Annotated in this window: 19 protein-coding genes and 2 pseudogenes; 16 read left to right on the top strand and 5 right to left on the bottom strand. The window is 42.2% G+C overall.

The genetic code is table 11. The features are described 5' to 3' along the window. Window positions 1–2: 2 nt before the first annotated feature. On the top strand, window positions 3–1,715 hold the full coding sequence (gene arsA, locus ACLKML_RS03620) for an arsenical pump-driving ATPase (RefSeq protein ID WP_413282388.1): 1,713 nt from the start codon (window positions 3–5) through the stop codon (window positions 1,713–1,715). Between the two features lie 421 nt (window positions 1,716–2,136). On the opposite strand, the gene ACLKML_RS03615 is transcribed toward arsA, so the two are convergent. Further along, on the bottom strand, window positions 2,137–4,362 hold the full coding sequence (locus ACLKML_RS03615; protein WP_413283701.1) for a hypothetical protein: 2,226 nt from the start codon (window positions 4,360–4,362) through the stop codon (window positions 2,137–2,139). A 534-nt stretch (window positions 4,363–4,896) separates the two neighbouring features. Here ACLKML_RS03615 and ACLKML_RS03610 point away from each other — a divergent pair. The 11 genes from ACLKML_RS03610 (at window position 4,897) to ACLKML_RS03560 (ending at window position 17,407) form a co-directional block, all read left to right on the top strand. Beyond that, window positions 4,897–5,904, top strand: a complete 1,008-nt coding sequence (locus tag ACLKML_RS03610; protein WP_413283700.1) for a putative transporter — start codon at window positions 4,897–4,899, stop codon at window positions 5,902–5,904. A gap of 11 nt (window positions 5,905–5,915) precedes the next feature. Further along, window positions 5,916–6,542: a MotA/TolQ/ExbB proton channel family protein gene (locus ACLKML_RS03605; RefSeq protein WP_413283699.1), complete on the top strand. Its 627-nt coding sequence runs from the start codon at window positions 5,916–5,918 to the stop codon at window positions 6,540–6,542. Between the two features lie 3 nt (window positions 6,543–6,545). Continuing rightward, entirely contained in the window at window positions 6,546–6,977 is a 432-nt protein-coding gene (locus ACLKML_RS03600) for an ExbD/TolR family protein (protein WP_413283698.1), read from the top strand. 24 nt (window positions 6,978–7,001) lie between these two features. Then, window positions 7,002–9,509, top strand: coding sequence for a TonB-dependent receptor plug domain-containing protein (locus ACLKML_RS03595; RefSeq protein ID WP_413283697.1), 2,508 nt, complete (start codon window positions 7,002–7,004; stop codon window positions 9,507–9,509). 15 nt (window positions 9,510–9,524) lie between these two features. Beyond that, complete coding sequence (locus tag ACLKML_RS03590) at window positions 9,525–12,302, top strand: insulinase family protein (RefSeq protein ID WP_413283696.1); 2,778 nt, start codon at window positions 9,525–9,527, stop codon at window positions 12,300–12,302. Between the two features lie 20 nt (window positions 12,303–12,322). After that, window positions 12,323–13,345 carry a TonB family protein gene (locus tag ACLKML_RS03585; RefSeq protein ID WP_413283695.1) on the top strand — a complete coding sequence of 341 codons (1,023 nt, stop codon included), beginning with the start codon at window positions 12,323–12,325 and terminating at the stop codon, window positions 13,343–13,345. Window positions 13,346–13,699: 354 nt separating this feature from the next. Then, on the top strand, window positions 13,700–14,041 hold the full coding sequence (locus ACLKML_RS03580) for a metalloregulator ArsR/SmtB family transcription factor (protein WP_413283694.1): 342 nt from the start codon (window positions 13,700–13,702) through the stop codon (window positions 14,039–14,041). Window positions 14,042–14,054: 13 nt separating this feature from the next. Further along, entirely contained in the window at window positions 14,055–15,056 is a 1,002-nt protein-coding gene (locus ACLKML_RS03575) for an ArsJ-associated glyceraldehyde-3-phosphate dehydrogenase (RefSeq protein WP_413283693.1), read from the top strand. A 12-nt stretch (window positions 15,057–15,068) separates the two neighbouring features. After that, the gene (locus tag ACLKML_RS03570) at window positions 15,069–15,566 is read left to right on the top strand and encodes a cyclin-dependent kinase inhibitor 3 family protein (RefSeq protein ID WP_413283692.1); all 498 of its coding nucleotides are present in this window, start codon (window positions 15,069–15,071) and stop codon (window positions 15,564–15,566) included. A 49-nt stretch (window positions 15,567–15,615) separates the two neighbouring features. After that, window positions 15,616–16,842 carry an organoarsenical effux MFS transporter ArsJ gene (arsJ, locus tag ACLKML_RS03565; RefSeq protein ID WP_413283691.1) on the top strand — a complete coding sequence of 409 codons (1,227 nt, stop codon included), beginning with the start codon at window positions 15,616–15,618 and terminating at the stop codon, window positions 16,840–16,842. Between the two features lie 307 nt (window positions 16,843–17,149). Further along, window positions 17,150–17,407 carry an RNA-guided endonuclease InsQ/TnpB family protein gene (locus tag ACLKML_RS03560; protein WP_413283690.1) on the top strand — a complete coding sequence of 86 codons (258 nt, stop codon included), beginning with the start codon at window positions 17,150–17,152 and terminating at the stop codon, window positions 17,405–17,407. Window positions 17,408–17,864: 457 nt separating this feature from the next. On the opposite strand, the gene ACLKML_RS03555 is transcribed toward ACLKML_RS03560, so the two are convergent. The 3 genes from ACLKML_RS03555 to ACLKML_RS03545 all read right to left on the bottom strand — a co-directional run bounded on the left by ACLKML_RS03555 (window position 17,865) and on the right by ACLKML_RS03545 (window position 20,132). Continuing rightward, complete coding sequence (locus ACLKML_RS03555; protein ID WP_413283689.1) at window positions 17,865–18,431, bottom strand: hypothetical protein; 567 nt, start codon at window positions 18,429–18,431, stop codon at window positions 17,865–17,867. A 464-nt stretch (window positions 18,432–18,895) separates the two neighbouring features. Then, window positions 18,896–19,657, bottom strand: a complete 762-nt coding sequence (istB, locus tag ACLKML_RS03550) for an IS21-like element helper ATPase IstB (RefSeq protein WP_413283688.1) — start codon at window positions 19,655–19,657, stop codon at window positions 18,896–18,898. Continuing rightward, window positions 19,647–20,132: a hypothetical protein gene (locus ACLKML_RS03545; RefSeq protein WP_413283687.1), complete on the bottom strand. Its 486-nt coding sequence runs from the start codon at window positions 20,130–20,132 to the stop codon at window positions 19,647–19,649. The genes istB and ACLKML_RS03545 overlap by 11 nt, the downstream gene beginning before the upstream one ends. Here ACLKML_RS03545 and ACLKML_RS03540 point away from each other — a divergent pair. After that, window positions 20,121–20,291 (top strand): hypothetical protein, encoded by a 171-nt coding sequence (locus tag ACLKML_RS03540; protein ID WP_413283686.1) that lies wholly within the window; start codon window positions 20,121–20,123, stop codon window positions 20,289–20,291. The two genes, ACLKML_RS03545 and ACLKML_RS03540, sit on opposite strands and share 12 nt — an antisense overlap. Before the next feature lie 142 nt (window positions 20,292–20,433). On the opposite strand, the pseudogene istA reads toward ACLKML_RS03540, so the two are convergent. Beyond that, window positions 20,434–21,429 (bottom strand): annotated as a pseudogene (istA, locus tag ACLKML_RS03535) (IS21 family transposase); the annotation flags it as partial. Window positions 21,430–21,654: 225 nt separating this feature from the next. Between istA and ACLKML_RS03530 the strand changes: the two are divergent. The 3 genes and pseudogenes from ACLKML_RS03530 to ACLKML_RS03520 all read left to right on the top strand — a co-directional run. Beyond that, window positions 21,655–21,834, top strand: coding sequence for a zinc ribbon domain-containing protein (locus ACLKML_RS03530; RefSeq protein ID WP_413283685.1), 180 nt, complete (start codon window positions 21,655–21,657; stop codon window positions 21,832–21,834). Between the two features lie 159 nt (window positions 21,835–21,993). Next, entirely contained in the window at window positions 21,994–23,088 is a 1,095-nt protein-coding gene (locus tag ACLKML_RS03525) for a GGDEF domain-containing protein (RefSeq protein WP_413283684.1), read from the top strand. A gap of 63 nt (window positions 23,089–23,151) precedes the next feature. Beyond that, a pseudogene (locus ACLKML_RS03520) lies at window positions 23,152–23,307 on the top strand (transposase); the annotation flags it as partial. Window positions 23,308–23,404 lie beyond the last annotated feature (97 nt).

Raw genomic sequence — 23,404 nt, 5'->3', positions numbered from 1 at the left:
GCATGAAATTTCTCACCAAGCTTCCACGCGTACTATTTTTCACCGGTAAAGGTGGTGTAGGTAAAACCAGTACAGCATGTGCTACAGCGATACATCAAGCAAAGATGAATGAAAAAGTCTTGTTGGTTAGCACAGATCCAGCGTCTAACATTGATGAAGTATTGGAAACCAAATTAAGTAGCACGTTTACAGCTGTTAAAAACATCGACAATCTATTTGCCTTGAATATCGATCCACGTGCCGCTGCTGCAACTTATCGTGCCAAGGCCATTGACCCCTACCGTGGGGTACTGCCAGATGCTGTGATTGAAAATATGGAAGAGCAATTATCCGGTGCATGTACGATGGAAATTGCTGCCTTTGATGCGTTTACTGAACTTTTGGCTGATAAAAAAACGACCGAAGACTTCGACCGAGTCATTTTCGATACTGCGCCTACAGGTCATACACTTCGCTTATTGTCCCTGCCTAAAGCATGGACAGGTTTTGTCGACGAGAATTCTAGTGGTACATCCTGCTTGGGGCCACTAGCCGCGTTGGAAAAACAAACAGAATTGTACGCTTTAGCAGTCGATTTATTGGCTGACCAGAATCATACACGATTGGTACTGGTTACCCGTCCAGAACAAGCCGCTTTAAAAGAAGCCGCTCGAAGTAGTATAGAGTTGTTGGATTTAGGCATAGCCAACCAGCATTTGGTGATTAACGGCGTGTTCAATGCAACAGACGCCAAAGATCCTGTTGCTGTTGCTCTAGCTAAGAGAACATCCGAAGCCCTTGCAGCAATGCCAGAGCAACTGATTGGATTGCCTTCGTCTATTATACCTATGAAGGCGACCCCACCAATAGGTCTTGAAGGACTAACCAGTTTCTTCTTAACCGAAGAGACTAATCGGCCAACAATAGAGCCCACTTATTTCAATGATTGTAGTGATGATTTAACACTCTTTATTGAGGAGTTAGCCGAAAGTGGCCGTGGTGTTGTTATGACAATGGGCAAAGGGGGGGTAGGCAAAACTTCAGTGGCGGTGATGATCGCACGACGCCTAGCGGATAAAGGGCTTCCCGTTACTTTAACGACAACTGATCCGGCTGCCCATGTTCAGGATGCGGCAGGTGAAGTGCCCACTAACCTATTAATTGAACGAATCGACCCGTCAGCGGAAATTGAGCGTTATAAAAAAGATGTGATTCGTGATGCGGGCGAACTGGATGCCGATGGGTTAGCATTGTTACAAGAAGATCTGCGTTCTCCTTGTATTGAGGAAATCGCCGTATTTCAAGCCTTTGCCCGTACGGTTTATCAAGCGGATGATAGAATCACAGTGATCGATACGGCGCCGACAGGTCACACAATTTTGTTGTTGGATGCGGCACAAGGTTATCATCGAGAGGTGTTAAAGCGAGGGGAGGTACATTCAGATGAAGTGAGTGGTTTATTACCTCGACTTCGAGATCCGGATTTCACTCGAATTATAATTTGTACTCTGCCAGAGGCGACACCAGTTCATGAGGCCGCCGATTTGCAAAAAGACTTGGCACGAGCTGAAATACAGCCGGCAGGCTGGATTGTCAATCAATCTCTGACTCCGTTAATCGTGAGTGATCCACTATTGGTTGCTCGGAAATCACGAGAGTCTCTATACTTGACAGAAATTAGCTCACAACATGCTAATCGTATGTTTTTACTTCCTTGGCTGGAACAAGGGTTGTAATTACACAATCTTTGGTATTGAAAAATGATTCTTTAAGTTGTTATAAACTTAGGATATTAACACGACAGCGAAAAGTTTTTATGGCTTATCGCTGTACCACTGATGGGTATGGTGGCGATTATGAGCCGTCGTGTGTCTTTATTCTGTGTTTGGCTTAGTTATAGTTTAATAGTGACTACTCACCGCCCGTTGGGCAATGAGTAGTCACGGGTTAAAGCATTTTTCTCTTTCTTGAATGCGATGAGTTTTGCTTTCAGTTATTTATATTGTTCCCACAGCATCGATAGAACGGATACGACATTGGCGGGTATTGATGTATCGCCATCAAGCCGTCCTATCTTAATCCAATGCATCCAGAGCTGTTCGAGGCAGCCTCAACTAGAGACTGACCTCCGCCAGACAAAGCCTGGGCTGTGCGCCATTAGTAAGTCGTCCCGCCACTGATATTTACCGTGACATCTGAAGCCGAGTTAATGATGAACTCGAACTGCTCACCGTATGTGCCAATTTCACTTGTTAGGTTCTCGTTGGTGTCAACTTCGTATATTTTCACAGTTTCACCGTTTAGTGTGGCACTTAATACTGCAGTCTCAGGTGTTGTAACGTTTGTATCAATTGCTGAAAACAATAGGTTACCGCTGCCTTCAGTAGTACCAATATAACTATTAGAACTCAAACTAAAGACGAGGTCGTTACTGGAACCTGAACCTAACTCAATAGTCACTGGTGTCGTACATACTCCATCATTTGAACACGCCTGTTCTGTTATTTCATAGACTTGATTGACAGCAACATTAGGTAAACTAGAGTGGTTAAGTTTGGCTATGATGGTGTCACGTATTTGATCTTTCTTCGCTGATGTCATTAGTACTGCTCTGAATGTTTCACTATACTCTGGAGTAACCACAGACGAGTTGTCATTAGTATTATTTTTGGTAATAGTAACGGATCCAGTATTGTCGGTATTTACTGCGATAGTGATTTGAAGGCCAGTGTCCGATTTAGCTCCTAAGCTATCAGTTGCGTAAAAAGTGACTCGATAAGTATCAGCTTCATCTTCGGCAAGTGGTAAACTACCTGTATTAAAGCTATACATGCCGGTAGAAACCTCGATGAGGAAAGCTAAGTCAGTGAGACCTTGAAAGTCGCTTGGATTTAGATGTTGATCTACCGTCACTAAATCACCTGAGTCATCTGTGAACATCTCCGCCATATTCTGACTTTTTACCTGAAAACTATAATTAGGTTCTACATATACAACTCCGTCAAGTACAAAACCAGGGTCATATGCACTTTCAGCTTCTGCTGCAGAGATTAGGTTGTTTAATATTGACGTTGCAGTCTCACTTTCTGTTCCAGAAAATACAGGGGCAGAGTTAGCTACTTGAGTTTCCGTGACATCAACGGTAAAAGTGACAGGCGCAGATTCGAAGGTTTCATCTTCGTCACTAAAGCCAGAGAGTACTTTCTTAGAAGTTAGCTGGAAATCATAAGAACCGTGCTGATTAAATGTTAGTCCTGAAATATTTAACTTTCCGTTGGATTGCGAAGCGTCAGTTATTGTTTCAGCATCCCAAATTGCCCCAACTTTTTTACGGGTTAATACGTAGCTAGCGTAAGAATCTTCAGTGATCCCACTAATAGAAAAATCGGGTAGAACAAGGTTAACGGTATTATCGTTTACTGCTGCTACTTGCGCTGAAATGGCGTGTTCAAATAGAGATTTTAGTGCGGAGCCTTCAACAGATGGTCGCTGAGGCATTTCGGCTAGTTTGCTCGCGTTTGAAATATCGCTTGATAGTTCAGATAAACTAGAAGAAGATTCGAAATCTTCAATACCAAACTTATCAATACGGTTTTCCACATATATAGCTATGTTTTCCAAGTACGTACGGTTAGCGGAAGATGTTGGATCGTCTGCTATATTATCCAACACTGTCGCAGCTGACTTAGCGATATTAATCGTTTGAGTGACATTTACTGACGAATCTTCGTCAAATAACTGAACCAGAAGTTGAGCCATAACGTGAAGATTCTTGGCCGCCTCCTGTACATCGTCGCTACCTTGAGTCTTCATCGCTACATAGTCACTAGCTAATAGGTCGGTGATACTATCATCATTTCCATCCAGCCCAAGCGCATCAGCAAGTTGTGTTTTCGCTTGTTCTGCAGCATCAATCCGTTCCTGCTCGGTTACATTACTATTACTAGACTCCGCTTCTTCCATGGCGTTATGAATATAGGTGGTCAATGGTGAAATCACAGGTGCATCAGTTGAGTCAATCAAGCGAGGGGAGGGCGAATAAAGTGTATAGTTTTCTGTCAGGGTTTGATTAGGAAAGTCCTGATCTATCGTGTTGCTTGTAGTCACTGCACAATAACCATCTGCTAAATCAGACAATGTGACTACCAACTGACCATTTGAGTCAGTTGTTCCTAGTGATTCACCATCGGTTAAACAGTTTCCGTTTCCGTCCTGCTTATAGATGTGTGCTTTGTATAAATAACCATCCATTGCTGTGATCGTTACGTTATTTGATGTGGTTATAGGGCCCGTTGTTCCCGTATCGTTGCTGCTATCACCACCACAACCTGCAAGTGCAATTGAGCATCCCATTAACGCTAAAATCAACTTATGTTGAGACATATTTCGAGCCTTTTTCCTGTAATAGTTTTATTAAAAATAGACAAAATTATGACGAGGATTCCATTGAAAACTCGCGCACATGATAATACAAATTATTATCATTTAGATCAATTGGTCCACATGATTGTTATGTGAAAACTTGATCGTGCTCAATTTATAATAATAATGATAATAATTCGTATTATTATTCGTTGAATTATCAGTGCCATCCATGGGATACTCTTTATAAATATGTGATTTAAATCTAATTAAGTTTGATAAATCCCTAACTTACTTGGTTTATTACTCTAAAAAAAGTCATGATGAGAACTATTATCAAATGATAGCCTTTATCGTTAGTGGATTTCCAAAGCCAAACAAACGGGTTGGGTCAGAGGTAAATTCGAACAAGATACTCAGTATCAAATCTATGACTTTTTGCTTTATCGTTTTAATACACGAACAATCAGAACCCAACTTGTAAACGTTTATGTATTAAATGTTGCTCAGTGGGGGGATTGAGATTTTCTGGGCTAAATTAATCTAGGTAACTTTATGTTTCGCAGTTTTTTTCTGAGCAGGCGTTGGCAAGTCTGGTCAATTCTGGGGTCGGTGCTCATTTTATCGGTCACTTGGTACAAGGTGCAGCTCGATGTTCAGATCAATGAGTGGTTTGGTACTTTCTACAATATCATTCAGGATGCTTTAAGTAAGCCGAATCAGGTTTCTGAGTTAGAACTTTTGAGCAACTTATGGGTGTTTGTTCGAATATCCATCATCTATATCGCGGTGGCAGTCATTCTTGAGTTTTTTGTCCGTCATTACGTTTTTCGATGGAGAACGGCTATGAATGATTATTATGTGTCTCACTGGAGTAAAGTGAGACATATAGAAGGAGCATCCCAGCGAATTCAGGAAGATACGATGCGCTTTGCCCGTATGGTGGAAGGGCTAGGGGTTTCATTTTTACGTTCCATGATGACTCTCTTTGCCTTTCTTCCGCTATTGTGGGAACTCAGTAAACATGTCGAGCAAGTGCCAATCATCGGTCATGTTGACCACGTGCTCATTTATTTCGCGATCTTGATGGCTTCGTTTGGTACCGTGCTACTTGCTGCCGTTGGTGTCAAGCTGCCTGGGCTTGAGTTCAAAAATCAAAAAGCAGAGGCAGCATTACGTAAAGAGCTTGTTTTAGGTGAAGATGATGGAGAACGTGCTCAGCCTATGAGTCTGAACGAATTATACTCTCACGTTAGGCTCAACTACCTGACCTTGTTTCGTCACTATCTCTATTTTGACTTGGCGAAATGGTCATATTTACAAATGTCGACGATTTTTCCTTACATAATCATGACGCCGACCATAGTGAGTGGCGCTATTACCTTAGGAGTTTTACAGCAGATACTAAGAGCATTTGGCAAGGTTGAAGGTTCTCTACAATATCTGGTTTACAGTTGGTCAAGTATCGTTGAGCTGCTATCTGTTTATAAACGCCTAAAGGCATTTGAAGTTGAAATTGAGAATGCGTCTAAAGAAGGCGTCGTAGTTGATATACCTGGTTAAAGGAGAGCAATATGATGAGTTTTCTACAGGACAACTGGACTATTGCTACCGGGTTACCATTGCTGCTTTGCTCAATTTTCACCTTAGCTTTGATTATAGAGCGGCTAAGTTATGTGCTATCTCGCAAGATGCTCTCTTCTAAAGAGTACGCAGACTTAACGCACTTTTTGTATGCAGGAATGTTGGAGGATGCTCGCGCGGTACTCCAACAGGTTAACCCTTTCTATATCGTTGCTTATTACGAATTGATTAAGCACAAAGATAAAACCAAAGCGCTCCGAGATGAGGCTGTCACCCTAGCGGTCAACCATTCCTCTCGTTTGCTGCGTAGAAGATTAACCCCCATTGTCACCATTGGGGCTCTGGCTCCAATGCTAGGATTGCTTGGAACCATTATTGGTTTGATGCGCTCTTTCCATGATATTGGTTTACGTGATGGGCCGGTTGAACCAGCTGTAGTGGCTGATGGGCTGTGGCAGGCGTTGACGACGACTGCTGCCGGTATGGTGATCGCGGTAATTTGCGTTTTCTTTAACGCCTTTCTACGTTCAAAGATCCGTCATTATGTTAGTGAAGTTAGCGATGAATTGAGTCGTATTTCTTTGCATTTTGAAGACCAGAATCAGAACAGAGGTTAAATCATGATTAGGCCCGAATGTGACGATGACATCGAAACTGATTCAAACAGCTCAATGACGCCGATGATAGACGTTATCTTCACGCTTATCGCGTTTATGATGCTGATGATTAACGCACCATTGCTCTCGATGGATCTCGATCTTCCTGACGCTAAAAAAACAGAAATAGTCGTTTCAACAGAAGCAAAAAGTGTTGCTATTGCAGTACTTCAGGAAGAAAACCAGTGGAAGCTTGGGGAGGGTAACACGCTTTCAGGTGATGAGCTCAAGCTGCGGCTTAATGAATTGAAAATAGAAAATGAAAACGGAATAAAGGTGGTGCTGACAACAGACAAAACTACCTATGTTCAGAGAATGGTTGATACGATTTCTATCCTCAATGAGTTGGAAATTGAAGGTTCTCAAATCGCGATAAACAGAAGCGAAAACAATTAAGCTACATCAAGTGAAACTAAAAAAATGCATAAAATAAATTATATTACGTTGTCTATTCTAGCGGGAGTGTATTCCTCTACTTTGGTTGCTGAGACTCAGAATATAGAAACAACAGAGTTAGGTGAAGTTGAGGTTTGGTCGGAACCTTTTGCTCAGAAAATGGGGACGCAGAAGGTAAATAGTGAGGAAATTGAAAAACTTCCTACTTCGAACGGTACAATAAGTGAACTGCTTAAAAGTAACCCAACTGTCCGTTTTTCTTCCAACTCATCAGTGTCAGAATCACAAGGAGAGATTGCACCAGAGAATGTTTCTATTCATGGCGAGGCGTTTTACAACAACGCCTGGATAATTGATGGAATGTCGAACAATGATAATACGAACCCTGGTTCCAACAATGGGTCACTCTCTTCACTTGATGGGCAACATCCTTATAGCTTACCAGATGGAGGAACTCAGTCTTTTTGGGTGAGCTCTGAGCTAGTTGATAGTGTTGATGTATATGACAGTAACATTTCCGCGAAATACGGTCAGTTTACAGGGGGTGTGATTGACGCCAAGCTAAAAGATCCAGACCCTTATAAAGCTTCAGGCAGCGTTAGCTACAGAATAACTAAGGACGAATGGACTAAATTCCATTTTGATACTCTGGAGCGTGAAGAGTCTTTTGATCAGGCCGCTAACATATACGATCAACCACAATTTACTAAGCAAAAATACTCTTTAATTTCAAATCAACCGCTTTCTGATTCGGCTGCAATCCTGTTCTCTTATGAAAGAACAGACTCTGTGATCCCGTTTCACCACGTAAAAATGACACCGGATTTGTGGGAAGATCAAGAACGTATAGCGGAAACTTATATGTTGAAGGGCTTTTATGAGGCTGAAAGTGGTGATATCTGGAAAATAACGGCAATGTACTCTCCACATGAGTCACGTTATGCTTCGTCAAATGTTAGAAATGGTGGGTATTCTAACCATGGAGGTGGTTATCGAGCTAACCTTGATTGGCAACACTTTTTTGACGTTGGTAGCGTAACGAGTTACGCAGGGTATAGGGATACGACTAATGAGCTTGAGTATGATGCAGCAGACTCCTACACATGGGCGTTAACCCCGTCTATCGATTGGAGTTCGAGTGCGACAGACGCGATCGAAGGCGGATATGGCAAGGCTTCTACTGAGAGAAAAATTTGGACAGTTAAGCAAGATTATGAGCTAGACCAAATGAGCGTTTTTAGTCTCGATCACAGAGTCTCTTTCGGTTGGAAATCCGAATTAGCTCAAGCTTCTTACTCCAGAGACAATTCCACAACTATTTATACTTCCTCCACAACGCTTGCTCCAGCAATATGCTTTGATGGCGACAACACCTGTATTGCTGGGGAACAAGCCGCAATTTCTAGCGCTGAGTTTCTAGCTTCATCAGTTACCGTTGGTAACGATCACCACGCTATCTATGTTCAAGACCAGATACAAGTTGGTCAATGGGAATTCGTACCTGGAATGCGTGTTGATTACGATGAATACCTAGGTAATTTTGATGTGGCGCCGCGCTTTACCGTTTCTTATGATCTTTTCAATAATAAGAAAACCATCCTATTTGGCGGAGCAAGCCGTTACTACTCAGACAGTATGCTTTCATATGCCTTGGCAGAACAAAAAGGTAGTGCCACTTACTATAAGCGTACAAATTATGATGAAGGTTGGGTATTCAATGGCGACAGAACTATCGGTGGTACTTATAACACAGCTGACACTAAAACACCTTACAGTGATGAGTTAAACATCGGTGTAACTCAGTTGGTAGCGAACTCAGAGTGGACATTAAAATGGGTACATAGAGAAGGTAAAAACCAGTTTACTCGTGATTTGGATACGGACGATTCAAATAGAAAAATTTACACCTTGACGAATGACGGTGCAAAAAAAACAGACAGTATTACGCTTAGTGGTAAGTTAATCCAGCCAATTGAACTAGAGCCAGTATTGTTGGATATTAAAGTTGGTGCAAACTATATCAAGAGCGAGTCTAGCTACACCTCCTACGACCCTGGGTGGGATAGCGCAGCAATTTCCGAAAGCCGCTACTACGCTGATGGGCGTCTAATGGAGTATGACGAACTTATAAGTCGAAACGACTTCAATCTCCCGTGGACATTATTTACAACACTTGTTTTAGATGTGCCCGATTGGGGAGCAAGCTGGGTTCAAACATATAGCTTTACGTCTGCATTCAGTCAGTACAGCGACACTGGTACAGACTATGTCTGTGATGTAGGAAATAGTTCATGTAATGAGTATGTTGGCAACGCAAACATATATGAGAAAACCAGCTATGGATCCAACTTGTTAGCAGATTGGCGCTTCTTATACAGAATTCCAATCTCAGATAATTCACTCGAGCTGAACATGGACATACTAAACGTGTTCAACTCAAAGATTGAAGGTAGTTCAATTAGCACGTCAGAAGCAGACATCTCCTACAAACCTGGAAGGCAATTCTGGTTTGGTGGCAAGTTCAGTTGGTAGCCGAGTAAAAATGAAATGAAAATTAAATATATAAGAAATGCAGTGCTTAGAAATGCAGTGCTTAGTGTGGCGTGCATAGCCGTTAGCTTTGCCTCGTTGGCGGCAACCTACACTCATGGTGAATTGGCTAACGGCCTGAAGTACCATATTTTCAGCACAGATGTGGAAGAGGATTATCTAGATATCCATCTTCTCATCAATGTTGGAGGTGCTGACGAGTTGCCCCATGAGTACGGTTCTGCCCATATGCTTGAACACACGCTTTTCCATAAAAGTCAACACTTTCCTAAAGGTATCAGTACGGAGCTTGAGCAAGTAGGTTGGAAACTGGGTGACCAGTTAAATGCCTATACGGGTTATGAACAAACCAAGTTTGTAATGACTCCGCCACTTGGGGTCAAAGAGATCGATACGGCTCTTCTTGCCATGAAAGATATTGTTGCTGCTCCAAAACTTACCGAAGAAGACTGGGCTCGGGAACAGCAAATTGTTCTGGCAGAAAGGCGAAACAACCTTGGGCTTCGAGGCCGAATGGCAGAAGAGCGTCGTCAAATGCTATATCGTAACTCGAAACAAGCGCAATCAACACTTATTGGTACAGAACAAGATATATTGGGACGTAAAGTGGAAACCTTAAGGGAATTTCACGACCGTTGGTATCAACCTTCGAACGCTCAAATTGCACTGATAGGCGATATCGATCCAGAATTAGTGATAGCTAAACTCAAGCAATCTTTGGGTTCTATAGACGGAAAACCAGTACCCGAACGGGATAACTACTACTACGAACCTCATCTTCATGATGGTTGGAAAATCAGTGAAATCAGGGACCCTCAGAGTAAGAATAATCAGGTAAGTCTTGTCTTTCGAGTTAACGATGGCTATGACAGAGCGTATGATAGCTACGAAGGTATCCGTAACCAGCAAATAGATCGTAGTGCCCGTACCATGATTATGGAAAGACTGGATGCATTAAACCTATCTTTACCTAAAGGTGTGGATCCTCTTTTCATTCAAAGAACGGAAATCGGACATCATACAGCGGCTATTTCACTGTTTGCAGGCACAACTGCTGGTAAGCTACAGCTCGGCCTAGAGCAGTTATTTGAACTTCGCCAGCAGTTATTGAACTATCCGATTACTAAAAAAGAGCTGAACTTTTATCGTGACGATATGGATGCCTATATCAAAGCGAATATTGGCGAGGAGCAACTGCCAGATCAGATTGAAGATTTAACAAGGCTAGCCTTAGGGGCTTTAAGGGAACGGCCAGTAGCACCGGTTGGCGAGAAGGTGAAGCTTTATAAAAAAGTAATGGCAGATATCACCACAGCAGACGTTAATAAACGTATTCAGGAATGGATGACAGCCGTGGACCGTTCTGCCATGTTCCAGATTGAAGCGAGCGTAGACTATTCGGTACCTACAGAGAAACAACTGGTTGGATTAGCGATTGCTTATAGCAAGAAACAGATACCCGCTCCGAATGATATTGAAGAGCTGGTCGGTGGTGAGTTTACCTTTAAAATCAAGCCAGGAACAATTACGTCTAAACATACCGACAGACATTACGATAAGGTTCACGAGTGGATGTTAAGCAATGGTGACAAGTTTGTTTGGTTAAAAAGTGACGTCGCTAAAGACGATGTATTCTTCCGTAGTGTTTCTAATGTCGGTTATCTAGCCCAAAATTTTGAAGGATGGAAAGCGAGACTAGCAAGTCAGTTTGTGTGGATGAGTGCACCTGAGGGGTACGACATGCAGACACTGGGGACATGGAGAAGACGCAATAGCATCATTTTCCGTAACCTGTTGGCTTCGGAGTCTTATCAGATAAACGGTGAGGCTGGTTCTGAGAATATTGAAAAAATATTTGAAGCTTACGCAGCCTATCAACTGACACCAAAGATCGATGATGACTTTATGACGATGCAACTCGCCGGTATACGCCAGTCTCTCCTTAATCAAGAAGAAACTGGAAAGTTAGTGAGAGAAGCAGAGGAAGAGCTGCGTTATAAAGTGAGTCATCTGACGGTACCAGATATTGACCAGCTCGATAGTCTTTCTAAGAACGAGCTTCTAAACCTTTGGACTCAAATTGTTCGAACCCCTGTCACGCACTTTTTGGTCGGCGATGTTTCAGAGAAACAGCTAGAAGTATTGGTAAAGCAGTATCTTGCCAATATTCCACGTAATCCAAGTCAACATAGTTTCCATAAAGAGCAGTTAGCTTCGGGTGAAAAGGAAACAAAAATAAACGTCGAGAACACTGAACGCACCGATATAAATGCGTGGACATGGAAAGTTCAACCTTGGTCAATCGCTACCTTACAACAATTGCAGGCTGCTCGTTCACTCGCTCGCAATGCTTTAAAAGAAGCATTGAGGGGGAAAGAGAAAGGGGTTTATACCGTCGATTTCGAATCAAGCATCAACATGCTGACAAACCAATTGGTCAGTCATCTTCATTTCAATACTAAGCCAGAGAACTCGGTCAAGCTTTGGAAGGTTTCGCAAGAAACACTGAAATCGTTGCCAGAACGTCTTACGCAAGAAGAACTTGATGCTGAAAAGAAACATCTTCTGAAAGCAGAGGATAGAGCTTTAATGCAACCACGTGTCTGGTTAGGAAGACTTGAGCGAAGCTATCAATATTATGGTGATGCACGCGTTCTCTCTGAAATGCGAAATATGGATGCCAACGTGAATCTGATTGACGTGAAAAAGATGGCTAACAGAGTCTGGACTCAGGATAACCTGCGTTATCTATGGGTTAGCCCTCAACAATATTAGTCATTTTGGTGCATATAAGTATGAGGTTATCCAGCGCTCTTATTTTCTCCATACTGGTTCATATATCCGTTGTGGCTTTATGGCTGCGACAGGATATAGAGCCAGTTACCAAGAATAGTCAGATGTCGCTGGACGCTGTTGATTTTGATCTGGGTATTCTTGCGGCTCAAACAGAATCAGTGATTGAGCAAAAAGCAAACTCCGAAGAACAAGCAGAGAGCAAGGCCGGGTCACTTGCTAGCGTTGCTCCGCCTGTTCCAACTGAGGTAGCGCTAGAATCAAATATAGAACGAGAAAAAAAACCAGAACCAAAAGAGACTTCAAAACCGGAGAAAGTTCAACCTGAGAAGCTTGCGCCTGAAGAAATTATTGAGGTAGTTAAGGCTATCCCTCTCGAAACAGTCGCTGATGAAGTAACGTCAGATAAGACTCCTTTACCTGAAGGAGTCAAGCCAAAAACGATACAAGCGAAATCTCGCGTACAAGAGAAGCAAAAACGCCAACCCAAACTAGAGGTATCCTATGAGGAAACAACTGTCCCTAAAAAGGTCAAACAGGAAAAAGTATCAATAAAACCTGAGCTTGTTGCACAAAAACAGCCGAAAGAAAGACAAGTAGCGAAAGACAAACCAGCGATAACCGACTCGACAGAAGGGAGCCAGTCCGTCGATGCTCAGAGAAGCATTAAACAGGCTAGTGAGGCGACGAACCGAAAATCTACGGGTGGCAAAGCCAGTTCCTCAGAAGCCACAAATAAAAATGCAGCATCTTATATATCAGGGCTGCAGCGTAAAATCGCCAATAGCGCAAACAGGATGTATCCAAAGAAAGCTCAGCGCAACAATCAGCAAGGGGTAATTAAGGTCAGCTTTTACTTGCTTGAAGACGGGACCATCGAGAAGGTAGCGATTGTTGAAGAAAGTAAGTTTACGGCTTTAAATAAAGCGGCTGTAAAGGCGGTAAAGCGAGTGAAAAAATATAAACCTCTACCGGAAGGCATAAACAACTATTTTGTTATCCCGATAAGCTTTAAATTAAGGTAATAACTTTTTATTAATAGGTGTATGAAATAGAGCCGGTAAAAGATCAAACACGGACAAAAGTGACTACTTTGATGCTCTAATTGGTGGAATTAGGTTTAGCAATTTCGCCGTACACGCAAAGTACGAACGAGACCGACCACACGATGCATCGAGTTGGACGGCGTAGAGAAGGGTATCAAAAAAACCTATATTGGGAAGTGACTTGTAATCAAAACGCAATAGAAGAACTACAGAATCACATCAGCTATCTCTCTTCTCGTTGTGATGTCACCCTGTCATCTCCCTGCGTTTTTTTGTTGACAGATGATACATATTAAATAATATATACGCACATGCAGATAAGCAGGATTTGACATGTTACCTCACCAGTTTTTTAAATTACTTTCAGATGAAACGCGGGTTCGTTGCTTGTTAATGATTGCCCGTGAAGAAAAGGTCTGTGTCGGGGAGCTGACAGAAGCCCTTAACGAGAGCCAGCCCAAGGTTTCTCGCCATCTTGCATTGCTTCGTTCAAGTGGTGTGGTGGTTGATACCCGTCAGGGGCAATGGGTTTTTTACCACTTATCGGACCAGCTCCCTGGTTGGATGAAAAAACAAATTAAAGGGTTAGTTGAATCTCACTGCCTGAAAGAAGAATACCAGCAAGATATTCAACACTTATCCGAGATGAAGTCTCGTCCAGAATGTTGTGTTTAAAGGAAAAATTAAGATGTCTATTAAAGTAGGAATCAATGGGTTTGGTCGTATTGGACGTTTAGCGCTGAGAGCGTCGTTTGATTGGCCTGAAGTCGAGTTCGTTCAGATCAACGATGTGGCAGGCGATGCGGTAACCTTAGCGCACCTGCTTGAGTTTGATTCAGTGCAAGGTCGTTGGCACCACGAAGTGACGAGTGAAGGTCACGCAATTGTCATCAATGGAAAAACCATCGCAACCTCACAAGAAAAAGCCATCGATGCAGTAGATTGGTCTGGTTGTGATGTAGTGATTGAGGCAACGGGTAAACACCGTAAATCCGAGTTCCTGAATCAGTATCTGGCACAAGGTGTTAAGCGCGTGGTGGTTTCCGCTCCAGTAAAAGAAGATGGGATTGCTAACATTGTTGTTGGTGTTAACGACCACATTTTTGACCCAGAAAAACACCAGATTGTGACCGCAGCCTCTTGTACTACTAACTGCATTGCACCAGTGGTCAAAGTGATTCATGAGAAGCTCGGTATTGAGCAGTCGTCATTTACAACTATCCACGACCTCACTAACACCCAAACTATTCTCGACGCTCCGCATAAAGACCTTCGCCGTGCTCGTGCTTGTGGTATGAGCTTGATCCCAACAACCACAGGCTCTGCGAAAGCGATTATCGAAATTTTCCCTGAACTTAAAGGAAAAATTGATGGTCATGCAGTGCGTGTACCGTTAGCTAACGCCTCATTAACCGACATTATTTTTGATGTTAAGCGTGACACTTCGGCTGAAGAGGTGAACGATTTACTTAAAGAAGCTTCGCAGAATGAGCTGAAAGGCATACTTGGTTTCGAAGAGCGCCCTCTTGTTTCTATTGATTACAAAGGCGACCAACGTTCAACGATTGTGGATGCGCAATCAACGATGGTTGTTGGCAAGCGTATGGTTAAAATCTATGCGTGGTACGACAACGAAATGGGTTACGCAACACGTACAGCTGAACTTGTTCGTAAAGTCGGCCTAGCATAAGGAAGCAAACAAATGACACACCCTACGTGGGAACTGCCTGTTGAAGACAATAACGCAGCGTTAATACTAACTCCTTGTCCTGGCACTAAAGAAGCGTCACTGAGTGGCAGTATTGATCAACTCAAGTCTCAAGGTGTAACCGTCGTTGTTACGGCACTGAGCAGTCATGAGATGCAAGAAAATGGCGTTGGTGGCTTGCCAGACCTTGTTGAGAAAGCAGGCTTGCAATGGTTCCATGCCCCAATAGAAGATGACTGCGCACCAAACGAAGCGTTCCAAGCTCGCTGGAAACACTTATCACCCTCTTTGCATAAAGCCCTCGCCAATGGCGAAAAGATAGCGATGCATTGTATGGGAGGATCGGGACGTACTGGTTTGCTTGCTGCCCATCTATTGTTAGAAAGAGGTTGGGAGTTGCAAGAAATCATAACCCATGTCCAGTCATTAAGACCTGGCGCATTTACCAAAGATGTACAAGTTGAGTACATCCACCAATTTGCTAATCAATAAAAGCCTTGAAGAGCTGCCTTAGGCGGCTCTTTTTTTAAAGAGAGTGAATATGTTGTCTAAGCTCAACCAAAATGTCCGCCAGTACATGTTGGTCACATTTAACTATTGGAATTTTACCGTTACCGATGGCGCATTACGCATGTTGGTGGTGCTCTATTTTTATGACTTGGGGTATTCAACCTTAGAGATCGCCTCCCTGTTTCTTTTTTATGAATTCTTTGGCGTTGTCACTAACCTCATTGGTGGCTGGCTAGGTGCTCGTCTTGGTTTGAACCGAACGATGAATATTGGTTTGGGAATGCAAATCATCGCTCTTTCAATGCTCGCTGTTCCTGCAGGTTGGCTCTCGATTCCATGGGTCATGGCTGCACAAGGCTTGTCAGGTATTGCCAAAGACCTAAACAAGATGAGTGCAAAAAGCGCCATCAAAACCTTGGTGCCAGAGAATGCTCAAGGAGCATTGTATAAGTGGATTGCCATACTTACAGGCTCTAAAAACGCGCTAAAAGGCGCAGGATTTTTCTTAGGTGGTGCGTTGCTCTCTTTGATTGGCTTCCAATATGCTGTAGCTGCGATGGCAGGTGTTCTTTTACTGGTCTTTATCGGCAGTGTGATTAGCCTTAAATCCGACTTGGGCAAAGCGAAAAATAAACCTAAGTTCTCTGAAATTTTTTCCAAATCTAGCAGCGTAAACATTCTATCCGCTGCTCGTATGTTCCTGTTTGGTGCGCGTGATGTTTGGTTTGTGATTGCACTGCCAATTTATCTGGGATCTGTATTTGGATGGGATCATAGCGCCGTAGGTGGATTCCTTGCTATTTGGGTTATCGGTTACGGAATCATTCAAGGAATTACACCAAAGATAACAGGCAGTAAATCGGGGCATACTCCAGATGGTAAAGCCGCGATAGTGTGGGCGTTGGTATTGTCTGTAGTGACTGGCGTAATTGCTTACAGTGTGCAGCAGCAATGGTACCCAGAAGTGGTTATTGTCGTTGGATTGATGATTTTTGGTGCAGTGTTTGCGGTTAATTCTTCTCTGCACTCGTACTTAATCGTCAGCTATGCCAAAGGCGATGGCGTTTCTCTGGATGTCGGTTTCTACTACATGGCAAACGCAATGGGACGCTTGATAGGGACAATTCTGTCTGGTTGGGTATTCCAAATGTGGGGGTTCTCAGCCTGTCTATGGGTATCCTTTGCCTTCTTAGCATTAACGACCATTATTTCGTTTTGGTTGCCTATAGGTACAAATCAAAAACTGGCTCAGCAATAAATAAAACTAAGCAGATTTGTTCACCAATGCCAGCAATCGTAGCTGGCATTATTTTTTGTCAGTCTTAAACTACCTTCTGTGAAGGTGGTGATCGTTCTTTAGGGCTATGCCCGAAGAACGCGCATGTTAAAAATACCTTTGATTTGTGACCAAACAAACAGAGGAAATTAATAACATGAGTAGATGTGAATCCAGTTCATACGTTTTTGTAGTAACATAGTTAATTTGGCCACCTAGTTAGACGTGATATCATCACCTCATAAGTTAACAGGTGACATTATGACTAAACGTAAAAGCTAAATTAGGTTTGAATAAATCGATACTTGATCAAGGCTGGTATGAATTTCGTCGCCAGCTTGAGTATAAGCAGCTTTGGAATGGTGGATTAGTGATTGCTGTGCCAGCGCAATATACGAGCCAGACATGCCCTTGTTGCGGTCATGTATCAAAAGAGAACCTCCAAACTCAGGCTAATTTTACCTGTGTGGGATGTGATTATACCAACAATGCCGATATTGTTGGTGTAATAAATATTTTAGAGCGGGGACAGCGCTTGCTACCATGACGGGTTAGTGGAGAGTCAGCATTAGCCGCTTGATGAATCAGGAACCTTGCTAGAAAAGCAATTTTCTAGCACCTTGTAATGGGAATCCTCCACCGAATTAGGTGGAGGAGGATGTCAAGACGTGTAGTCAAATATGTTGATACAGCCTTTTGCAATGTTAACAAAGCAAAATAGCTACTCCCTCGAACTGGTGCGAACTATAGCATATAAGATTGAAAAAATAATTTGCGAAAATAGATTAATTTATTGATCAGTGAAGGTTGCCACATGACTCCATCAAATCACCAAACATGGTAGTTAATTCTGGCAGTCTTATTTAAATGGTGAATATGCTTTTAACAAAAACCGTAAAGCGATTGTTTTAACAGGTTTATTAAGTGGCATTGAGCCAATAGAATCCTCTGTGTAAACTATTAGCAATTTCGCCGTAAACCCTCGCCATGCGGGCGGTGAGTAGTCACGGCTGCTTTGTTTCTGCAATTTCTAACGCGGCTTTATCAAACGTATAAACTGTTGATATTTCATTTTTAATCAGTTGTCCATAACGTTTTGCTTTATTGATTATTAATGCATCTGGAAAATCAGCTTGTTTGGTTTTTCCTGCTGATTTTATAGGCTTAGCATCCATAAAGTCTTTTAAAGCCCCCCAAACTGCCTGACTGTCTTCAAAATTTAAATTTGGTTCAGTAAATAGTGCATGAATAACGTCAACAAGCTGTTCTTTACTTAAATTGTAGCGCTTGCCTTTTAATGTCCAGATGGTTTCTGTTAAGACAACATCAGTAATAAGGACTGTTCCTGAGCCTAAAATTAATTTACTTGCTTTCGTTGCTTGCTCACTTATGTCAGAATTGATGGCGATATCTTTAAGCAAGCCTTTCGCAGCTCCAGAATATTTTTTAACGATAGTGATCACACCTTGTCTATCAACAAAACTCTCTACATCATCACCTGCATTTATGTGAGCAACAACGCATTGCTCTATGGGGAGAGTAATTTGTCTCTTTGCACTAACTTTAGCCATATTAACCTCTTTACTATTTTTTGATATGTAAAGAATGTAATTATTATAAATAACTGTATATAAGTGTTTGAGTATATAGGTATACCTAAGTACTTTAGTGCGGATCTGAATTTCATTGGTTGTTAAATCGCTTCATTTTATGCAAATTATTGGATTAAAATTTGATTGACACTATTTATGCTTGAATCGGTAATGGGTGATAGTCACTATCACTTTTTATGAGTGCAATGGCGGTTCTAACCGTTTTATTTGCCAGAGCAATAGACTCGCCCCCGCTCATAGCATGCGTCAGTGCGATACTTGAGAAGTTACCGACGTTTTTCAAGGTGCAGTTGAGGGCATATCTTATGGCATTAAAAGAAGACTTTCATACACTTCAATGTTAATTTGCACTTAAATCTGATCCACGATTTGCATCTAAAAGTGATCCACCTAAGCAGGTCTATTTAGACCATATTTTTAGGTTAATTTCTACTGGTTTTCTCCTTAGACTTCTTCTTTGACTCTTTAAATCGATAGCTGTCATTACCTGTTTCAATGATGTGACAATGATGAGTGAGTCGATCGAGTAGTGCCGTTGTCATCTTTGCATCACCAAACACCTTTGACCATTCAGTAAAGTTAAGATTAGTTGTGATAACAACACTTGTGCGCTCATAGAGCTTGCTCAGTAGGTGGAACAGCAACGTGCCTCCAGCTTGACTGAAAGGCACATAACCAAGCTCGTCCAGTAGCACCAAGTCGCAGTTCACTAGACGGTTAGCCATGCGACCAACATGACCCGCTTGTTTTTCCTTTTCCAGTGTATTAACCAGCTCTATGGTTGATAAAAATCGTACTCGCATCTGATGATGTTGTATCGCTTGAACGCCTAACGCTGTGGCTAAATGAGTTTTCCCTGTTCCTGGCCCGCCAACAAGCACGATGTTTTGGCTATCTTTAATAAATTCACAGCGATGCAGACCTCTTATTAGGTATTCATCGACCGCACTTTCGCCAAAATCAAAGCCATATAAATCGCGATATACTGGGAACTTAGAAACTTTCATTTGGTAAGCGATACTGCGTACTTCTCGGTCTGCAACTTCCGCTTTAAGCAAGGTTTCCAGTATTGGCTGGGCTTGTTGATAGGCGGGTGAGTTTTGAGACGCAAGCTCTGTAATACTGCTGACCATACCGTGAAGTTTGAGTGTTTTTAACGTACTTAATAGGGCTTCATTGTGCATGACGCTGACCTCTTAATTCATCGTAACGAGATGTATCGCTGGTTGGCTCAGTAATCAGTCGTAACCCTTTCGATACGGAAGCTGGCTCCACTGGTTCAGGGCTAAGCAATCGACTTAGGCAGTTTATTACATGTTGTTTTGACGGTGTTCCTGCTTCAAGTGCCATTTCTATCGCTTGCTCTACATGCTTTTCATCGTGATGCAGCACCAACGACAGCACTTCTACCATTTCCCTATCACCACCTTGGCGTTGCAGTAAGATGGTTTGCAGGTGCTTAAAGCTATCAGGCAGTAGATTAAACGGAGCACCATTACGTAGTGAGCCAGGCTTACGCTGCGCGACTAACAAATAGTGTTGCCAGTTATAAATGATGCGTGGCGGCTCATGTCTAGGGTTAAATACCCGTAAATGCTCAGCGACTTGCTGTCCTTCTGTAAGCAAGGCAATTTTATCGGGATAAGCATGCAGACTCACTCTACGGTTAGCGTAACTGGCAGGTACGGAGTATTTGTTGTCATTATTAAACCACCTTCTTCAGAAGGTGGTGATCGTCCTTTTGGGCTAAGCCCGAAAGGCAATAAAGCGACAAGTAGCAATTATTTACTGATGCTGAAAGGTATTGAGCCGGATTGATTTTTTTATTGGTTAAATCTAAGTGCGGCACTTTGAATTATGTGTAAAGCAGAGCGCTAAGAGGTTACTAGAATCAAACTTAGCTTTCATTAGCCCCCTTTTAGGGGGCAGTGTCAAAGCTACCTGCTATTGCAGGTAGTTTTTTACTTCTGTCGAAGTTCACTAAGCAAGTGGAAGATACGCGTTTACCTTGCTCGATAAAGCCATCGAATGGTGCGGTAACCTTCATTAAATGAGGTCGTTCACTAAGCCATACTTGTTCGATAGTCTGATTGCTGTATTGAGGATGTTTACGTGACTGCCAATCTTGCACGCACTGCGCTTCTAGCCACTCATTGAGTTCAGCTAAGGTTTTTACTTTCGGAGCGCGTTGCCAGATAATAGAGCGAGCATCACGTACGTTCTTCTCAATTTGCCCTTTCTCCCAACCTGCGGCAGGATTACAGAAATCGGCTTCAAACAGATAATGACTGACCATAGCTAAGAAACGACGGTTTACTATGCGTTCTTTTCCTTTCTTAACCGCATCAACAGCGGTTTTCATGTTGTCGTAAATACCACGCTCAGGTACGCCTTGAAACACTCGAAAAGCATGGTTGTGAGCATCAAACAACATTTCATGGCTCTGGGCATAATAGGCACGTAGTAAGAAGGCTCGACTGTTACTAAGTTTAAAGTGCGCCACTTGTAACTTGGTTTTACAGCCATTGATGTAAGCCCAGTTTTCGCCCCAATCAAATTGAAAGGCTTCACCTGGTGCAAACTCAAGTGGCATGTACATCTGTTTTGAAGAAGTGAGTTTTTGTTCTTCTCGCCATTTACGGCCAAAAGAAGCGACCCTATCGTATGAGCCGCTATAACCAATAGAAACGAGGTCTTGGAACAAGTTTTTGACCGTTTTTCGCTGTTTTCTCGGTCGCCTTGCTTCGCGTTTCAACCAAGAAATCAGCAGTTCCTCAAACTCATCAAGTTTACTTAATGTACTGCGCTTAGAGTAAACAGGTTCGATGGTTTGATCTTTTAAATACTTTCTAACGGTATTTCTGGAAAGCCCAGTACGTCTAGCAATTTCCCTTTGCGACATCCCTTCTCGAAAATGCCAGCGACGAATAACGCTTAATAATGACATGTCTATCACTCCACATACTCCTGCTTTAAGTCAGCAGGATCTAGATTAGATTATGTGGATCAGTTTTCGGTGCAAATCAGGGGGTAAAGTGGATCAATTTTGGCTGCAATTTAACAACTTCAAAAATAAATGTACTTTTAAAATGCATATGTATTTGACAACTAAATGTTATTGGCTTGAGTTATATGTGTAATCTGAAAATACACATGGAGTTCAAAATGAAGATGAGAAGCGTTGCGGGTCTGCAGTTACCTCCTTGGTTACATGCCCTTATCAGTACGCAAGTGGGATAGTCCCTCTTGTGGCACTACAGGTATCGATCGGGATCTAAATGCCGCTCTTAATATCCGTGATAAAGGTATTCTAGAATTAAAAGCGGCTAGACAGTCTTTTCTGCTTATGGAAACCACGTAAGACTCGATACTATCGAGCACTGGCTAACGAAATAAGAAGCATCGCCCGACGGGCGGTGAGTAGTCACTTCAAGAACCAACGTCTGACTGGTTAAATGAGTGACTTCTCAAAAAAGTATTCGTGATCTTGTCCTGCGACTTGCATCTGTTAGCATTATTCTTGGCATTTGGCGAAAGTTGTTTGCTTTTTATGTCGAAAAAATCAACACGTCCTAGCTATTATGAAACAAAAGATAATATGAACACATATTCATACAACAGAGAAAGAAAGCTAATTGTTCGCTTTTTTTCGACCATCGGATTTATAGCTACCTTCGCTATGGCGTGTATTGCATTGTCTAATGCTGATATAGTGCTTGGTATTTTGCTTTTAGTTTCTGCTGCTTTATATGCATGGACTTTTTTTTATAGTGCAGTCGAAAAATCAGCGACCACCATATTATATAATCTTTATTGTTTAATGTTGTATTTAGTAATCACTGGTGGAGTCGAAGGTACCGGTCCAATTTGGATATTTATTGTATCACCAGTGGCTTACTCAATTAGAGGCCTTAAAAAAGGAACAATTGATATTGTTGTTTTCTTATTTGTTGTGATCGCCGGCTTTATTATTACAGATAACTATAATATTTATGATTATCAGCCTGAAGCACTTCCATTGAGGGTGGTCATTTCTTTTATTATTGTTGCGTTATTAACCGGCTTTTATGAGCGTTTACGCGAAAAATACAATAAAGAAATAGTCGCTCTGAGTCAAAAAAATGAGCGCCTTGCTACAATCGATTTCGTAACTGATTTGCCTAACAGGCGTTTTATGATGAAAGAGCTTGTTGAGCTTAAACACCGCCATAAAAAAACTAAGCAGCCGTATGTGATTTTGTTAGCTGATGTTGATAATTTCAAAAAAATTAATGACAACTACGGCCACGACTTAGGTGATGAGGCGTTAACCCAACTTGCCAATATTTTACAAAAGAGCATGCCAACGCAAGGTATTGCTTCTCGATGGGGCGGGGAGGAGTTTTTGATTGCATTACCAAACAGCGACAAAGAGTCGGGACAAAGTATTGCAGAAAAAATTCATGCTGAATTACAAAAAACAACGATCCACATGAACGGAAAATCGGTGGAATTAACACTAAGTATAGGGCTTGTGCAAAGCCAGTTAGATAAAACCATAGCTCAAGATATAAAGCTGGCCGACGAGCGCTTATATAAGGCAAAAGAGCAAGGCAAAAATAGAACTTGTTCTTAATGTTTGTGTCTAGTCTGACTTCTCCTGTAAGACTTAGTTGGTCACTCGACCTCTAAGCTATACGCCTTGAAGTTCTGGATTGACGACTCCGCCGTTGAAGCGTGGCAATGCAAAAGCCACCACGGTAAACGTGGCAGAGGCTTTCAATTTGCTGATACTGCAATCGAAACAGCTTTGATGATTAAAGGGATATTCTCTCTTCCGTTGCGTGCACTCAAAAAAAGGTTCGAATAGGGAAGACCTATTGGGGGGACGGACTCGAGCCGGGTTGGAACACGAGCGGGCACCACATTGATGGTGATGAGATAGATATTTT

Source organism: Vibrio sp. MA40-2 (genome assembly GCF_047302445.1).
Lineage (GTDB): Bacteria > Pseudomonadota > Gammaproteobacteria > Enterobacterales > Vibrionaceae > Vibrio.
The sequence above is the reverse complement of the archived record's forward strand: the minus strand, read 5'-3'. Positions and strand labels throughout refer to the sequence as shown.

What these genes read in the sequence shown, in the direction of transcription:
- ACLKML_RS03580 (WP_413283694.1), top strand. Translation starts at nt 13,700, where the DNA reads ATGTTACCTCACCAGTTTTTTAAATTACTTTCAGATGAAACGCGGGTT.
- ACLKML_RS03615 (WP_413283701.1), bottom strand. Translation starts at nt 4,362, where the DNA reads ATGTCTCAACATAAGTTGATTTTAGCGTTAATGGGATGCTCAATTGCA.
- ACLKML_RS03585 (WP_413283695.1), top strand. Translation starts at nt 12,323, where the DNA reads ATGAGGTTATCCAGCGCTCTTATTTTCTCCATACTGGTTCATATATCC.
- ACLKML_RS03570 (WP_413283692.1), top strand. Translation starts at nt 15,069, where the DNA reads ATGACACACCCTACGTGGGAACTGCCTGTTGAAGACAATAACGCAGCG.
- ACLKML_RS03540 (WP_413283686.1), top strand. Translation starts at nt 20,121, where the DNA reads ATGCAGACTCACTCTACGGTTAGCGTAACTGGCAGGTACGGAGTATTT.
- ACLKML_RS03555 (WP_413283689.1), bottom strand. Translation starts at nt 18,431, where the DNA reads ATGGCTAAAGTTAGTGCAAAGAGACAAATTACTCTCCCCATAGAGCAA.
- arsA (WP_413282388.1), top strand. Translation starts at nt 3, where the DNA reads ATGAAATTTCTCACCAAGCTTCCACGCGTACTATTTTTCACCGGTAAA.
- ACLKML_RS03590 (WP_413283696.1), top strand. Translation starts at nt 9,525, where the DNA reads ATGAAAATTAAATATATAAGAAATGCAGTGCTTAGAAATGCAGTGCTT.
- ACLKML_RS03595 (WP_413283697.1), top strand. Translation starts at nt 7,002, where the DNA reads ATGCATAAAATAAATTATATTACGTTGTCTATTCTAGCGGGAGTGTAT.
- ACLKML_RS03600 (WP_413283698.1), top strand. Translation starts at nt 6,546, where the DNA reads ATGATTAGGCCCGAATGTGACGATGACATCGAAACTGATTCAAACAGC.
- arsJ (WP_413283691.1), top strand. Translation starts at nt 15,616, where the DNA reads ATGTTGTCTAAGCTCAACCAAAATGTCCGCCAGTACATGTTGGTCACA.
- istB (WP_413283688.1), bottom strand. Translation starts at nt 19,657, where the DNA reads ATGCACAATGAAGCCCTATTAAGTACGTTAAAAACACTCAAACTTCAC.
- ACLKML_RS03575 (WP_413283693.1), top strand. Translation starts at nt 14,055, where the DNA reads ATGTCTATTAAAGTAGGAATCAATGGGTTTGGTCGTATTGGACGTTTA.
- ACLKML_RS03605 (WP_413283699.1), top strand. Translation starts at nt 5,916, where the DNA reads ATGATGAGTTTTCTACAGGACAACTGGACTATTGCTACCGGGTTACCA.
- ACLKML_RS03610 (WP_413283700.1), top strand. Translation starts at nt 4,897, where the DNA reads ATGTTTCGCAGTTTTTTTCTGAGCAGGCGTTGGCAAGTCTGGTCAATT.